Origin of the sequence: Synechococcus sp. MIT S9220 (genome assembly GCF_014304815.1) — a bacterium.
GTDB lineage: Bacteria > Cyanobacteriota > Cyanobacteriia > PCC-6307 > Cyanobiaceae > Synechococcus_C.
In genome coordinates this window covers 451,381-465,414 of record NZ_CP047958.1, presented here as the reverse complement: position 1 = coordinate 465,414, position 14,034 = coordinate 451,381, and the positions used below count along the sequence as shown (strand labels likewise).

Genomic DNA, 14,034 nt, shown 5'->3' with positions numbered 1-14,034 from the left:
CATCTGGGGGCTTTTTTTTCAGTCACTCACTGATGAAACCATCTCTGCAACGATTCCTAGACCTTTTATGCGGAGAGTACAGCAATCAACAGCAAGCCTTCGACAACCCTCCATTGTTTGCTCATATCTTTCTTAAATATCGACCGATTGAGCATCTTCAGCAGGGATCTATTCTTCTGGAACAAACTTATGCAGTCGACCCGAAAAACCCATACCGATTACGAATGATACGAGCAGAAGAAATTGAGAATGGAATCATCAAACTCTGGAACCATATTTTTAGGGAACCCGATCAATTCTCAAAAGCAACGACAGATATAACTCTACGAAAGCAGATCAAAGAATCAGATCTCATACCATTGAACAATTGCCACTACCAAGTCACCGAAAGAAAAGACGGATATCATGGAGAAATAGAGCCAGGCGCTTGCTGCATTGTCAAACGAGACGGCAAAGACACCATTCTTGTTAGCTCATTCCACCTGAATCGAGACACTCTTTCAACGCTTGATCGTGGCCAGGACCCAGTGACTAAAGAGCGATGCTGGGGCTCAATCGCAGGTGAATTTCGCTTCAAAAAAACTGCATCATGGGAAGCAAAGTGGTGTCAACCCTCCGCAGAAAGATCCCAGGCATGATGCGGTCTTTTCAGAGAAACAGCACAGGGACGCGGCCTTTTAAGCTAAAGCCCAAGAGCTGCCGCCACAGAATAGAGACTTGATCCCAATCAACTCAACACAATCAGCCCTTGAAGCCCTAGATCATGAAGATGCTGGTGTTCGCTACCACGGCGCCTGGTGGCTGGGCAAACACCGAGCGATCGAAGCAATCCCCAAGCTGGTCGACTGTCTGAAGGATGAACGAGAGGTGACCTCTACAGGTGGCTACCCACTGCGAAGGCAAGCAGCACGATCGCTCGGGATGATCAAAGATGCAAGTTGCATTCACTCACTTCTTGAAACACTGAATACCAATGATGTTCAACTCCATGAAGCGACATTGAGAGCATTGATCGAAATCAAAAACGATCAATGCTCTCATTCACTGATCAGCTATCTAGACAAAGATATTGATAACAAACCAATAGAAGCTCTCATTGAAGCACTGGCTTCAAATCAAGTTTGGCAGGTTGCTGAGAAAATCAAGCCTTTCCTTGAATCAGACTGCAAGAGAGTGGTGAGCTCAGCAGCAGCATTCTTCTATGAATGCACTGGCGAGAAAAGCTATCTCGATCAAGTGATTACCCTCCTGAATCACGAGAATCGTTTTGTGAGGCAATCAGCAGCTTTCGACCTTGCCCGAATCGGAACGATCTCAGCAGCAAAATCCATCCTGGCAGCCCCAATCCCCAATAACGTCAAAATGTATGCCATCAGGGCAATCCTGAGCGATTCGCTACTCAAATCAGCCAAGGGAGAAAATGAGCAAGGGGCACAGAATCAAGAGATGCATGATTCTCTCTTCAAAACACTTGACGAATTAACCAGAGAAAACTTTGCGGGCAATTTGCTCATCAATCAAGACATTCCAAAATCGACCAACCCCGAGCAACCAATCAAATCAACAGCAGACATACTCTCCCTTGCCTTTAAAAAGCTCAGATCGCCATCTTTGGTGGAACGCGAGGAAGGCATCAGGATGCTGGCCGAAAGCCCGGAAAGCATCAAAGAAGATCTGCACAATCTTTACTTTTCAGAATCAGATCAAGACATCAAAATGGGCCTTGTTAAAGCCATGGCAACGCTAAAAAACAGTGATTATGTACCAGCCTTGATCGATGCTGTTGGAGTCGAAATCGGTAATCACTGCCAGGGCAACATCCGACGTGTGGCAGCATGCGCGCTTGGAGACATTGACTGGATTCAGCAAGACGATTGTCCATCACTCACTATCACAATGGATAAGCTGAGCTGGACATTGCAATACCCTGACGACTGGGGATTGCGCTACAGCGCATGCATCGCACTAGAAGGCATCGGCAATAGCAGAGCCAGAGCCCTTCTGCTTGAATCAAGCGCAAAAGAAGCCGACCCTGTGATTTTGAAACGCATCGACATTGCTTTATCCGAAATAAGCTCACCCAATATTTTTTAAAGTTTCAAACCCACGAAGCCACCAATGTGCGCCTCAATCAAGGGGCATCAAAAAGCCCAAAAATGTTTACTTGAAAAAACCGTGAAAATACTTTTCGTCTGTCTCGGCAACATCTGCCGATCACCCGCTGCGGAGGGGGTGTTTCTGCATCTTCTGAACGAACGAGGATTAAACGACCGCTTCGTGGTGGACTCCGCCGGCACCGGCAGCTGGCATGTGGGAAATCCCGCAGACCGTCGGATGCAGGCCGCGGCCAAGCGGCGTGGCATTCATCTGCCAAGCCGAGCCCGTCAGATCGACCTCAATGACCTGGAAGAGTTCGACCTGGTATTAACCATGGACGACGACAATTTCAGGGCTGTCAGCGGCCTAGCCCGAGAGGGGGGGGAAAGGGCCACCGCCCAGATCCGGCCGATGCTCAGCTACAGAGAGCGCTATAGCGAAAGCGAAGTTCCTGACCCTTATTACGGAGGGGATGCCGGCTTCGATCATGTGCTGGATCTACTGGAAGATGCCTGCGCAGCGATGCTCGATGAACTGAGCGCACAGGATTAAACAGCAACCATCCAGCCCTGAACAGCGATCAGCGCTCGGGAGTGGGCCAGACCTCTTCAGCAACCCGCCCACGGAACAGGTCCTCGAGTGCGTCAATCACGGCTTCGATCCCCATCCCGTCGGTGATCAGCTCGGTGGCGTCATCCGCCTGCACCAACGGCGCAATTGTTCTGGTGCTATCGAGTCGGTCTCGCTCAACAATCTGCGCTTCGATTTCGCTGAGCGCAGGCACGGCATGACCGCGCGTCTCCAGATCCTTGGCACGACGACGAGCCCGTTCTTCAGGAGTCGCCGTCAGGAACACCTTGAGCTCGGCATCCGGAAACACAGCTGTGCCGATATCGCGGCCTTCAGCCACCAGGCCTCCCTTCTCACCGAGTCTCTGCTGCTGCCGCGTCAGCAGTGCCCGAACGCAAGCATGGGCAGCAACCAACGACACCGCACCGGTGACTTTGGGATCACGGATTGCATCCGTGACATCCCTGCCGTTCACATAAACGGTCTGCACTCCATTCCGCAACGGCGAAAGATCCACCTCCAACCCGCTCAGAAGCCGCTCGACGGCGTCTGCGTTGGCCGGATCAGCCCCATGCTCCTGGACCCATAAGGTCACGGCCCGATACATGGCGCCGGTATCGAGATACAGCAGACCCATGCGTTCAGCGAAGGCCCGGGTAACCGTGCTCTTTCCAGCACCGGCGGGGCCATCGATGGCAACGATGGGAGAGCGGGTCATGACAAAAATGTGATCGATCAGGCGTGTGGATCCAGAGCAGACGGCCGCGGCCAAAAGTCGCAAGGACTGTGTTTCCGCAGCAGGCTGCAGCGTGGATGGATCCACGACCTCTACATACTCCACCTCAAGGCCTGCGGTTTCGAGCTGCCGTCTGAGTTGGATCAGAACATCCCCCTGGCTAGCCAGCCTGTTCTGAAGTTGCGTCGCAGCACGACGGAGAGCGACTCCGATCGAGACCGCGCTACGTCGCTGCTCTGGAAGCAGGTACAAATTGCGCGAACTGGCAGCCAGACCATCGGGCTCCCGCACGGTGGCACATCCCCTGACCCGAACCGACAATCCCAGGTCGCTCACCATCCGGCGCACGATCGCGATTTGCTGCCAATCCTTCTCACCCAGCCAGAGCTGTCTTGGCTGGACCAGTGCCAACAGGCGGCTGACCACGGTGGCAACTCCATCGAAATGGCCTGGTCGCCAGGGACCGCACAAACCCGACTGCAAAGCTGACGGCGCTTGCAGCCTCCAACCCGACGCGACACCTTGCGGATAAATCTGGCGCTCATCCGGACACCAGATTGCTGACGCACCGGCCTGCTGTGCCAGAAGGCAGTCAGCCTCGAAGGAGCGGGGGTAACGATCAAAGTCCTCCCCCTCTCCGAACTGCAGAGGATTGACAAACACACTCACCAGAACGGATCCCGGCTCCGGGCAGCCAGCAACCGCACGCTGGATCAGCTGGGCGTGACCTTGATGCAGCCCCCCCATCGTGGGAACAAAATCAATCGGGCCAGGCCGTGATGCACGCCAGGCCGTGAGTTCTGAGCGAGTTCGGAGGACGCGAAGGCTCAGCGAAGCACCTCAAGACGAACCTGGGCAATGCCACTGCTCGTCAACCCCAGCTCGCTTGCAGCACCATGCGCCAGATCAATCACCCTGTCCCCAGCGAATGGGCCACGATCATTAATGCGCACCACTGCTTTGCGACCGTTCCAGAGGTTGGTCACTCGCACACGCGTACCGAACGGCAAGGTGCGATGAGCGGCAGTCATTGTTCCCGGGCGAAACACCTCTCCATTGGCGGTGCGATTCCCATAGAAACCGGGGCCATACCAGCTGGCTTCGCCCGAATGCGTGGAGATCACAAGCGGAACAACAGGCTTGGGTGGCTGCGGCGGAATCGGAACCACCACTGGCTCAGGCTCGGCAATGGCTGTCACTGGATCAGTGACCAGTGGATCCAGTGGCGCCTCGATCGATGGTTCAGCGACTTCGAGAGCGGAAACAGGCTCGGAAGGCAGCACAAGGTCCAGAGGGTCAGTGATCCCAAAGCCATCAAGGTCTCTCGCCAGCACCGGATAGAGAGCGAGGCCTGTGAGCGAAACTCCAGCAAATGCAGCAATGGCAGGAAAAAAACGAGCCATAAGAGGTGGGTCAACGGCGGTCTGGGAAAGACCGTTGCTTCGGCCGTTAAGGGCCAAAACACCGCGACCAAAGCGAATGAAAGTCGCTTGAACGTAAAAATGTCTGGACGCCCCTGCCGGCAGGGAAAAGCTCACGCCGAGCAGGCCAAGACGCTGATCAGCCGCCCGGAGAGGATGCAGCAACTGGGTTGCAAGCACAACGCACCGAGGGGCCATTGATCAGCTCAGGCAATCCGAACAACAAGCCCCACTGATGACCAGGGGACCAGCGATCGCAGCGGCACAAGAGCACGACACAACGCCCCGCTCACGAGGGGAGAGGATCAAGGCAGAACTACTGCTGCTGATGGACTACCGAGCCGCCGGTGTGGACGTGGAAGCTGGGCGAGCTTTCGTGCAGCGGATCAAAACCGGTGTCGAAGCGACGCATCGTCCAGAGGTGGTCGGCGGGCTGGGCGGCTTTGGAGGCATGATCCGGCTGCCGCAAGGGCTGAAACGTCCACTACTGGTGTCGGGAACCGACGGCGTTGGCACCAAGCTTGAACTCGCCCAGGAACATCACAACCATCACGACGTGGGCATCGACTTGGTTGCCATGTGCGTCAACGACGTCATCACCAGCGGCGCCGAACCCCTGTTTTTCCTCGACTACATGGCCACAGGAGCCCTGAGCCCTGATGCCATGGCCACGGTGGTCGAGGGCATTGCCGATGGCTGCCGCCAGAGCGGCTGCGCACTGCTCGGCGGTGAAACAGCAGAGATGCCGGGCTTTTATCCACCAGGCCGCTATGACCTGGCGGGTTTCTGCGTGGCCGTCGTTGACGAGGATGCGGTGATTGACGGCAGCCAAGTTCAAGCCGGCGATCGCATCGTTGGGGTCAGCAGCAGCGGAGTTCACAGCAATGGTTTCAGCCTGGTGCGCAAAATTCTCGAGACCAATGGCGTATCGGCCGAAACACGCTTCGGCTCCGATGATCAACCTCTGATTCAGGCGCTCTTGAAGCCAACCCATCTGTACGGGGCACTGGTGAAGCGATTGATCGAATCAGGCACTCCTCTGCATGCCATGGCCCACATCACAGGCGGAGGCATTCCCGAGAACCTGCCCCGCTGCCTTCCTGACGGCTTGATCGCCAAGGTGGCCCCCGAACGCTGGCCGCGCTCGGAACTGTTCAGCTGGCTGCAATCTCACGGAGAGATCAAGGAGCGCGATCTCTGGCACACCTTCAATCTGGGAATTGGTTATTGCCTGGTGCTTCCTGGCGCGGCGGTCGAAGCGGCAATCGAACACTGTGAACAACAGGGCTTCAAGGCTTGGGACATCGGCGAGATCATGGCCATGACTGGCCATGACGACTCCCCAGTGCTCGGCTTACCCGCCTGAACCAGACCTGGATCCAACAATCTCCAACAGCTGGAGGACAAAGCGCACTGAGGCCTTCTAACCCCGTTAGTCTCCCAGCAGACAGATCGATCTTGCATCGATCAATGCGTCGCGACATACGCCCTAGTAAGCCATGCCATTTGATAGACCTCAGCGCACGACCCGACGACGTTCGTCGGCAGGTCCCACACCTCCCAGACGCCCGGTCAGTTCTGGATATGACAAAAGCGGAGCTCACCGTCAGGGCGGACCAAGACCGACTTTTCTGGCGCTGAAGGACCACGGCAAGGTCTTCGTTGCCGACATGCCCTTTCTCTCTGATGGGCAACTGGCCAACATCAGTAAAGAAGCTGCGGAAGTTCTCCTTAGTCTTGAGCGTCGCATCACCGAGCTGGAGCAGGTTCAGGGTGACCGTGACACGTTGATCAAGGCCTGCACGAAGCGCGATGTCACCCATCGTTTCCTGAGAGCAATCGAGGAGGAGCAACAACAGCGCCGGGACAATCCCGCCGTTCGCCGCGCTGCAGGAGAGTCTCTGCCTCGAACATTCCTGGAGATAGCACGCCACCGCCTTCCGGGCGCAACGTTTGATTCTTTGCTGCAGGAAGCACTCTCAGCCTGCGAACAGTCGGCGGCAGAACCTTCACCTGCCATCAAGCCACCACTCAAGGTGGTTTCCCTGCAACCCCAGGCATCATCACTGCCAGTGGTCGTCAGTCCAGATCCGGAACCAACCGATCAAGCGCTCTGAAACGGATTGTCCGGCATGCGCACCGGACAATCGAGACTGAGCTGATCGAGCAGACTGCGCTCTTGCTCGGTGAGGGTCCAGCCAAGTGCCTGCTTGGCATCCTCGACCTGAGCGGGTCGGCGAAATCCAGGAATCGGGCAGGTTGCGTGAGCCCGGCACCAGTTCAGGGCCACCTGCATCTGATTTACCCCCCTTGCCTGCGCCATGTCAGCCATCGCCTGACGCAGAGGGAGAGAATCCGGCAACAGGCGCCGAAACAGCCCCGAACGCAAGAGCGTTGCATCACTGGGTGTCCAGCCAGGGTGTCGCGCCAGAACGCCAAGAGCAAGAGGGCTGTAAGCCAGGACCTCCACACCGAGGTCGCGACACACGTCGAGGATGCCGCCAGGTCTGATTGGTTCTGGCGCAAGCAGTGACAGCTGCACCTGCACACTGGCCAGCCGTACACCCCGACGCGCCAGATGATCGTGAAGCAGCCTTAGACGCTGGGGGCCGACATTGGACACACCAAGCTCACGCACTTCACCCTGGTCCACCAGATCAGCGAGACCGTCAAGCAGTGGTCGTTCCTGCCATGGGGCGTATCGGGCTGTGCTCCAGTGCAGCTGCACCCGATCGAGCTGACCCCGTAGACGCTGCCGGCTGGCTTGAAATGCTTTCACCAGGCCGCGACGACCAAGGCGCCAGGGGAATGGAGCCAACTTGGTGGCAACGATGAGGTTGTTGCGGGACGAGAGCTCAAGGCCCTCCAGACACTGACCCAGCAGCTCTTCACTTCGACCATTCAATCGACCAGTGCCATAGGAGTCCGCCGTGTCCACGAGCTGCAATCCGGCAGTAACGGCCGCTGCAAACGTTGCTTTCAGTTCTGGATCGTCTGTTTCGGAGCGATAGCCCCAGAGCAGTTGGTTGCCCCAGGCCCAAGTCCCGAATCCGATTCCTGTCACAACGCCGTGGATCGCTGCACGCCATGATCGCTTCAGTACGGTCCATGTGATGTCACTCACTGCTGCCGAAACAGCTCGCAATCGGCGGGACGAGGGCTCCGCGCAGGATTCAGCCAGCGGTGCTGCAGATGAGCGTGTGCTCTGCTCTCACTGTGGTCGCACCTCCAGCAACGGCATCAGCTGCATCGGCATGTGCGTGGCCGACAGCGACTACTGAAGTGATGCGCGTCCTACCCCTCCACCAACACGCGGCCCTTGGATGCGCTCTGTTGCTTGGTCTGAGCTCCCCCCTCGCTGCTCAACCCCAACTCGAATCCTTTTCAGGTCGATATCAGACCAAAAGCAGCAACTGTCGCTTCCAGCCGATGAATGGACAAAAGCGTGGTTGCCGTTTCATTCAGATCGATGGCCGAACGCCGGCGGTCATCAGCATCCGCTTTGTTGGAGCTGGCGATCAGCCAGGCTCCAGCCAGAGGCTCACATTCGTGGTGTCGGAGTTGTCAACAACGCCCGTTTTGAAGTGCAGCCGAGGCAACTGCCAACTGAACACGGCCAACTGGCAAGGCAGGATCAACAGTGTGTCCGAAGCGAACTACAACGCCGATGGGCTGGCTGAAGGATTGCCGAAGGCCTGGGCTGTGAGCCTGGGGAACTGCAGCGTCCGTACAGGACGCATTCTCTGTCGTGCCGATAGACCAGCAGGAGGACAGGTCAGTGCTGAAGCACAACTCTGATCATCCAGACCGTGTGATGAGAACGAAGGCGGCACCCAGATTCGAACTGGGGATAAAGGATTTGCAATCCTCTGCCTTACCACTTGGCCATGCCGCCGCTCGGAGCAAATCCGCTCCACTGGCGGATCGTATCAGCGAGACCGCCCCTGCCCTGCTGGTGATCAGCAACGGACACGGCGAGGATCTGATCGCACTGAAAATCATCGAAGCGCTGCACCGACTGCAACCGGCCTGGACCGTGAAGGTGCTTCCTCTCGTCGGCCAGGGCAGCTGCTTTCAGGGCGCAATTGACAACGGCTGGGTGCAGAAGATCGGTCCGGGAGCACGACTTCCCAGCGGAGGATTCAGCAATCAGAGCCTGGGCGCTCTCCTCTCAGATCTCATGGCCGGTCTGCCGCTGCTCACCTGGAAGCAATGGATCTGCCTGCAGAAGGAGCGCAAGTCCACTGCTGCAATCCTGGCCGTGGGAGACCTGCTGCCGCTGCTGATGGCCTGGAGCACCCGTCGGCCGTTTGGGTTCATCGGCACGCCCAAGAGCGACTACACCTGGAGCAGCGGGCCAGGACAAGCCCTGAGTGATCGCTATCACGCACTGAAAGGCAGCGAGTGGGATCCCTGGGAATGGCATGTGATGAAACGGCGTGGCTGCCGCCTGGTTGCCATGCGCGACCGTCTCACCGCAAGGGGACTGCGCCGCCACGGCGTCAACGCGACCAGCCCCGGGAACCCAATGATGGATGGGCTTATCCCATCAGACCCCCCGGCCAGCCTGGAGCGATGCCGACGCATCCTGCTGCTGTGCGGCAGCCGGATGCCCGAGGCACTGAACAACTTCCGCCGCCTGATCAGCGGACTCCTGCAGATGCCAAGCCCCGTGCCTCTGGCCGTTCTGGCAGCCCTTGGCTCCAGCCCCCATCAGAACGAGCTGGGTGAACTGCTGCAAAACCTTGGATTCCGCAGCTGCCCTCCTCCAAGCAGCGCCCTCGAAGCCGCCGAATGCTGGGTAAACGGGCCGGTGCTTCTCCTGATTGGACCAGGGCGATTCCAACAGTGGGTGGCTTGGGCGGAAGCAGGTGTTGCCACCGCCGGCACAGCCACAGAACAAATGGTGGGACTGGGAATCCCAGCCCTGTCCTTGCCAGGTCGTGGTCCGCAGTTCACCCGTGGGTTTGCCGAGAGGCAGAGCCGACTTCTGGGTGGCGCCGTCCGCACCTGTGAATCGGAACAGGAGCTGGGCCGCCGTCTTGCCCAGCTGCTCAATGACCCTCTGCTGCGGCAGGAGATGGGACGTATGGGGCGCCAGAGGATGGGCCCGGCCGGCGGCAGCGAAGCCATTGCCAGGGACGTGATCAGCCAGCTCGCACCCGAACGCTGATACTGGGTTTCACTTCAGAACGAAGGATCTCCTTCCCACCGCCATGGCCGCCATTCAGGACCGCGACTATCTGAGGCTTTGCGCGGAACTGGCAAGTCTGCTCAGCATTAGCCAGGCCTCTGCCCGCAGACGGGTCGACCAGCAAGCAGCCATGGACGGTGCACGGGATGTGGAAACCCGAAAAGCCGTGGCAACAAGCCTGCTTGATGCAGCGAAAGCCGAACAGGGCCAGGGCTCAGCGGGCAGCAACCTGGACACGCTGCTGGAGGCGGAGCCCATGGATCAACACTTCATGCTCGAAGACTGAAACCGCTCAGTGCTCGAAGGTGTTGACAAAGCGAAAACGATCCAGATCGGACATCACTGGAACGCATGCGAAGCAACGCTGCGCCAGCTCCCAGCGACCCTCTCGCCGCAACATCACCTCCAACTGGCGGCGCGCGGGCAGCAGATAACGGGCATCGTTGGCGGCGTAGGCCAGCTGGGCGTCGCTTAACTCATCAACCCTGCCCCAATCACTGCTCTGGGCCTGTTTATCCAGCTCAACTCCGACCAGTTCCATGACCAGATCCTTGAGGCCGTGCCGCGGGGTGTAGGTGCGTGCCAGACGACTCCCAACCTTGGTGCAAAACACAGGATTGACTCGGATCGAAAGCCCCGTGGCCAGCGCTGCCACGTCAAACCGGGCGAAATGGAACACCTTTTCAATGGATTGAGCCTCCATCAGTGACTTCAGCCGCGGGGCCTCCGTCTGGCCGAGACCAACGCGAATGCAAGCAACCTGGTCTCTGTCGTCGCAGATCTGCACCAGACAGAGTCGGTCACGTCCATGAATCAGTCCCATGGCTTCGGTGTCGACCGCAAGGGCCTTCGCCTGGACGAAGCGGTCATACCAGTCCTGATCCAGGTCTCCATCAAAGACTGCGAATGCGCAGGGCTCATTAGGGATCTCAGCCATGGAAGGAAAGCAAGGGACGACAACCAACCACCACTCTGGCCTCAGCAGGCAATCGAACGAGTTTTAACTGAGCGCTTGAAAATCAGAACGAGACCGAGTTAGACAAAATCGAGACAGCTTGTTTTCATGCTCACCCAACGCAAACCAACGCGCTCCTGTCTGGCGGACATCGAACACTATTTCCAGCAGCCCCCGCCGCTCTTCCTGGATCTCGAGCTGGCGGTCTGCTGGGTTCTGGACTGCCTACTGCAGAACGACACCTACCCCTCCGGACTGCTTCAGCGCCTGCAGAGTGATCATCCCAAGCTGCGGCTCTCCGAAACGGTGCTGCATCAGGCGGTCGATTTTCTCGAGCAGCAGGAAATGCTTGATTCCTACACCAAGCGTTGTCCAAGCAGGGGTCGCCCCCGCCGCATGCTGCATCTGCATCAGGACGCCAGAGGGCAGGCTGAACGCCTGATGGAACCCTGGAGCCGCTGGCTTCATGAACACGATCCACTGACCCCCTAGCCACTGACCACGTAGAACAGTCCTCTGTTCGGACAGCAGCTAGCCGGATGCCATCCCCCCAGACGTCCACTCTGCTGCTCACAGCGTTGCTGGGGATTGGACTGGTCTTCTTCCTGCGAGCTGCCAGCAAGGATCGAACCACTGTTGTGGAAGTTCGATCACCGCAGCCTCCGGTGGAAGTGCTGAATGGCCTCGACGCCTGGTTGAAGCAGCGGGGCTGGAGCCAGCAGGGCGGGGATGCCGATCGCTGCCTGCTGGAATACAGAGGCCAGGTCGACAGCAGTGTCCCTCTGGCAATCCTGCTGTCACTGCTGGGAACCGTCGGCGCTGGCAGCCTTGGACTGGTCGTGCGACAGATGAACCCATCCTTGAATTGGTGGCCTCTGCTGATTGCCACTCTTGGTCCCTTGGCCGGGTGGATCTACACCCGCCGAGCAAGACGCGTGGAGGAGATTCAGATCCGGCTCATCGAGTCTGAGGCAGGCGAAGGCAGCACACTTCGCCTGCGTGCTCATCGTGATGAGCTCATCGCCCTTGAGCTCGCCCTTGCCGATCCGCTGGAACTGGCCAGCGATGGCGCGTTGCTGTCCTCACCGATCTGACGTGACTCCGCGACGGCTGGTCCTGCCCGCGGCATTGATGACCGCTGGACTGATCCTGTCAGCCGTAATGGCAACGGCCGCCAAAACTCCACACCCCCAGGACGACGACCCCCTCACGGGAGTCAGGGTTGGCTTGCCTGCCAGCTGGACGGGCCGAGCAACACCCTCAGAGTCCATGGAGATTCTGGTTCTGGCAGGCCATGCCGACTCCCAGGGAATCGAGGGAGCCGGGACTTCGGGCGCAGCTGTTGACCGTGGGGGAGCCCGCCCCATGGATGCGCGCATGCGCGATGAACTGTTCTGGAATCGGCGGGTTCGTGATGCCGTGGTGACAACAGGCCAGGCTCGCGGACTCAAGATCCGTTCCTATGAACCGGATCAACTCACGATTGCGAATGAAGAGGATCCACGCACCAACTGGTCGGTGGGGCGACGTCACCACGATGCAGGTGGTTACGCCTTGGAGATCCATTTCGATGCCTACGGCCGCCACGGCGTCGGCTCTGGCCTGATCCCCAACCTGCGCAGTCCAGCGACAAGGATTGACGAGAGCCTGGCCCTCAATTTCGGGCGCTATCCCATCAACTTTCGCGGCGGTCTCGGCGCACCCAGGCGAGGCATCAGCATTCTCGAGATCGGCAAACTGGAGGGACAGCTGGAGCGGGCTTTGCGGGCTCCGCACAGTCGCAAGGCAGTAGTTGCCGCGCTGGCCCTTCGCATCGTTGAAGCCATTGAGCTGGGCATCGGGGGGACCCCGGGCCCAGCAACCCAGAGGCTCAGTTCACCGCCTGATGTGGACGACAACGTTCCTCAAGCGATGGATCGTCGAACCACTGCTGTGGACGGGTGAACAGATCCGTAAGCAGGGCCTCACGAGACCCCTCCTCGGCCTGATAGCCATATTCCCAGCGAGCTAGAGGCGGCAGAGACATCAGGATCGATTCCGTGCGGCCATTGGTCTGCAATCCGAAGATGGTTCCTCGATCCCAGACCAGATTGAATTCCACATATCTGCCCCGTCGATACAACTGGAACTGACGCTCACGGTCTCCGTAAGCAAGGCCATTGCGCTTGTCGATAATCGGCATATAAGCAGGAAGGAATGCCGTTCCGTTAGCCCTCGCCAGATCATGCAGCTGCTCCCAGGAGAGATTCACTGAACCGATCTCAGCCGCTTTGCGAGCAGCTGGGCCTTCAGGATCCTGGCCGCGGTAAAGACGCCCAGACCCGTCTTGGTAGTCGTAAAAGATGCCGCCGATCCCCCTCGTCTCCTGGCGATGCTTCAGGAAGAAATACTCGTCACACCAGGGCTTGAACACCTGATAAAGACGCTCATCGACTGAATCGCAAGCCTGCTGATGGGTGCGATGAAAATGGCGGGCATCCTCAAGAAAGGGGTAGTAAGGCGTGAGATCAGCACCACCTCCGAACCACCAGACCGGTCCAGCCTCGAAGTAGCGGTAGTTGAGATGCACCGTCGGAACGAATGGATTTCTGGGATGCAGAACCATGGAGGTGCCGGTGGCAAACCATGGATGCCCTTTGGCTTCAGGCCGCTGTTTAAGGATTGAAGGTGGCAGCTCCTTGCCATGCACTTCAGAGAAATTCACGCCTCCCTGTTCAAAGATGCGGCCTTCACGCATCACGCGGGAACGCCCACCGCCTCCTTCAGGCCGATCCCAGCTCTCTTCCTGAAACTTGCCAACGCCGTCGATCTCTTCGAGGCCTGAGCAGATCTCATCTTGCAGGCCCATCACCAGCGCACGGGCACGCTCGCGGGAGTCGGCGGGGGGACGCTCTCCCGAGACAGCCGCAGACGACGAGGGCACGGCCCCGAGCATCCGGCCCTTCAGACGCTTAAGCAGGGAACGGACCATGGTCGACAGTGTCGTTGAACTCCTGACCATTTCAGCCCAGCGCCGTCTCCGACAAGTTCGTGTGAAGGACTGTCATGGAAAAGCGCCCCT

At 58.4% G+C, this 14,034-nt stretch carries 18 protein-coding genes and 1 tRNA gene; 12 read left to right on the top strand and 7 right to left on the bottom strand.

The features are described 5' to 3' along the window. Positions 1-32: 32 nt before the first annotated feature. The 3 genes from SynMITS9220_RS02325 to SynMITS9220_RS02315 all read left to right on the top strand — a co-directional run bounded on the left by SynMITS9220_RS02325 (position 33) and on the right by SynMITS9220_RS02315 (position 2,649). The gene (locus tag SynMITS9220_RS02325) at positions 33-638 is read left to right on the top strand and encodes a chromophore lyase CpcT/CpeT (protein WP_186990448.1); all 606 of its coding nucleotides are present in this window, start codon (positions 33-35) and stop codon (positions 636-638) included. A 79-nt stretch (positions 639-717) separates the two neighbouring features. Then, entirely contained in the window at positions 718-2,094 is a 1,377-nt protein-coding gene (locus tag SynMITS9220_RS02320) for a HEAT repeat domain-containing protein (protein ID WP_186990447.1), read from the top strand. A 24-nt stretch (positions 2,095-2,118) separates the two neighbouring features. Then, positions 2,119-2,649: a low molecular weight protein-tyrosine-phosphatase gene (locus SynMITS9220_RS02315; RefSeq protein WP_186990445.1), complete on the top strand. Its 531-nt coding sequence runs from the start codon at positions 2,119-2,121 to the stop codon at positions 2,647-2,649. A gap of 28 nt (positions 2,650-2,677) precedes the next feature. Here the strand turns inward: SynMITS9220_RS02315 and SynMITS9220_RS02310 are convergent, their stop codons facing one another. Further along, positions 2,678-4,168 carry a bifunctional pantoate--beta-alanine ligase/(d)CMP kinase gene (locus tag SynMITS9220_RS02310; protein ID WP_370594386.1) on the bottom strand — a complete coding sequence of 497 codons (1,491 nt, stop codon included), beginning with the start codon at positions 4,166-4,168 and terminating at the stop codon, positions 2,678-2,680. A gap of 62 nt (positions 4,169-4,230) precedes the next feature. Continuing rightward, positions 4,231-4,806 carry a septal ring lytic transglycosylase RlpA family protein gene (locus SynMITS9220_RS02305; protein WP_186991764.1) on the bottom strand — a complete coding sequence of 192 codons (576 nt, stop codon included), beginning with the start codon at positions 4,804-4,806 and terminating at the stop codon, positions 4,231-4,233. Between the two features lie 346 nt (positions 4,807-5,152). Here SynMITS9220_RS02305 and purM point away from each other — a divergent pair, with 346 nt between their 5' ends. Then, positions 5,153-6,190 carry a phosphoribosylformylglycinamidine cyclo-ligase gene (purM, locus tag SynMITS9220_RS02300; RefSeq protein WP_186991762.1) on the top strand — a complete coding sequence of 346 codons (1,038 nt, stop codon included), beginning with the start codon at positions 5,153-5,155 and terminating at the stop codon, positions 6,188-6,190. 133 nt (positions 6,191-6,323) lie between these two features. After that, a complete protein-coding gene (locus SynMITS9220_RS02295) occupies positions 6,324-6,941 on the top strand; it encodes a histidine phosphotransferase (RefSeq protein ID WP_186990443.1) in 618 nt (205 codons plus the stop codon). On the opposite strand, the gene SynMITS9220_RS02290 is transcribed toward SynMITS9220_RS02295, so the two are convergent. Continuing rightward, on the bottom strand, positions 6,929-7,888 hold the full coding sequence (locus tag SynMITS9220_RS02290) for an aldo/keto reductase (RefSeq protein WP_186991759.1): 960 nt from the start codon (positions 7,886-7,888) through the stop codon (positions 6,929-6,931). The two genes, SynMITS9220_RS02295 and SynMITS9220_RS02290, sit on opposite strands and share 13 nt — an antisense overlap. A gap of 49 nt (positions 7,889-7,937) precedes the next feature. On the opposite strand from SynMITS9220_RS02290, the gene SynMITS9220_RS02285 reads away from it, so the two are divergent. Further along, a complete protein-coding gene (locus SynMITS9220_RS02285) occupies positions 7,938-8,105 on the top strand; it encodes a hypothetical protein (protein WP_186992294.1) in 168 nt (55 codons plus the stop codon). Between the two features lie 4 nt (positions 8,106-8,109). Continuing rightward, on the top strand, positions 8,110-8,622 hold the full coding sequence (locus SynMITS9220_RS02280) for a hypothetical protein (protein WP_186990440.1): 513 nt from the start codon (positions 8,110-8,112) through the stop codon (positions 8,620-8,622). 26 nt (positions 8,623-8,648) lie between these two features. Here SynMITS9220_RS02280 and SynMITS9220_RS02275 read toward each other — a convergent pair. Both SynMITS9220_RS02275 and SynMITS9220_RS02270 read right to left on the bottom strand, forming a co-directional pair. Further along, positions 8,649-8,719: transfer RNA gene (locus SynMITS9220_RS02275), tRNA-Cys, on the bottom strand. Continuing rightward, entirely contained in the window at positions 8,699-8,839 is a 141-nt protein-coding gene (locus tag SynMITS9220_RS02270) for a hypothetical protein (RefSeq protein ID WP_186990439.1), read from the bottom strand. Before SynMITS9220_RS02270 ends, SynMITS9220_RS02275 begins: the two co-directional genes overlap by 21 nt. Here SynMITS9220_RS02270 and SynMITS9220_RS02265 point away from each other — a divergent pair. Together SynMITS9220_RS02265 and SynMITS9220_RS02260 are read left to right on the top strand one after the other, a co-directional pair. Further along, on the top strand, positions 8,774-9,997 hold the full coding sequence (locus SynMITS9220_RS02265) for a lipid-A-disaccharide synthase-related protein (protein ID WP_186991758.1): 1,224 nt from the start codon (positions 8,774-8,776) through the stop codon (positions 9,995-9,997). The genes SynMITS9220_RS02270 and SynMITS9220_RS02265 overlap by 66 nt on opposite strands. A 43-nt stretch (positions 9,998-10,040) precedes the next feature. Next, a complete protein-coding gene (locus SynMITS9220_RS02260) occupies positions 10,041-10,304 on the top strand; it encodes a hypothetical protein (RefSeq protein WP_186990437.1) in 264 nt (87 codons plus the stop codon). Positions 10,305-10,310: 6 nt separating this feature from the next. Here the strand turns inward: SynMITS9220_RS02260 and SynMITS9220_RS02255 are convergent, their stop codons facing one another. Continuing rightward, entirely contained in the window at positions 10,311-10,955 is a 645-nt protein-coding gene (locus SynMITS9220_RS02255; protein ID WP_186990435.1) for a ribonuclease D, read from the bottom strand. 126 nt (positions 10,956-11,081) lie between these two features. On the opposite strand from SynMITS9220_RS02255, the gene SynMITS9220_RS02250 reads away from it, so the two are divergent. Genes SynMITS9220_RS02250 through SynMITS9220_RS02240 form a run of 3 tightly spaced genes read left to right on the top strand, consistent with a single transcriptional unit; the run spans position 11,082 to position 12,917 of the window. Then, complete coding sequence (locus SynMITS9220_RS02250; RefSeq protein WP_186990433.1) at positions 11,082-11,465, top strand: helix-turn-helix transcriptional regulator; 384 nt, start codon at positions 11,082-11,084, stop codon at positions 11,463-11,465. Positions 11,466-11,512: 47 nt separating this feature from the next. After that, entirely contained in the window at positions 11,513-12,067 is a 555-nt protein-coding gene (locus SynMITS9220_RS02245) for a cofactor assembly of complex C subunit B (RefSeq protein ID WP_186990431.1), read from the top strand. 37 nt (positions 12,068-12,104) lie between these two features. Continuing rightward, a complete protein-coding gene (locus SynMITS9220_RS02240) occupies positions 12,105-12,917 on the top strand; it encodes an N-acetylmuramoyl-L-alanine amidase (RefSeq protein ID WP_255483184.1) in 813 nt (270 codons plus the stop codon). Here the strand turns inward: SynMITS9220_RS02240 and hemF are convergent. Next, positions 12,844-13,944, bottom strand: coding sequence for an oxygen-dependent coproporphyrinogen oxidase (gene hemF / locus SynMITS9220_RS02235; protein ID WP_186990429.1), 1,101 nt, complete (start codon positions 13,942-13,944; stop codon positions 12,844-12,846). The two genes, SynMITS9220_RS02240 and hemF, sit on opposite strands and share 74 nt — an antisense overlap. Positions 13,945-14,034 lie beyond the last annotated feature (90 nt).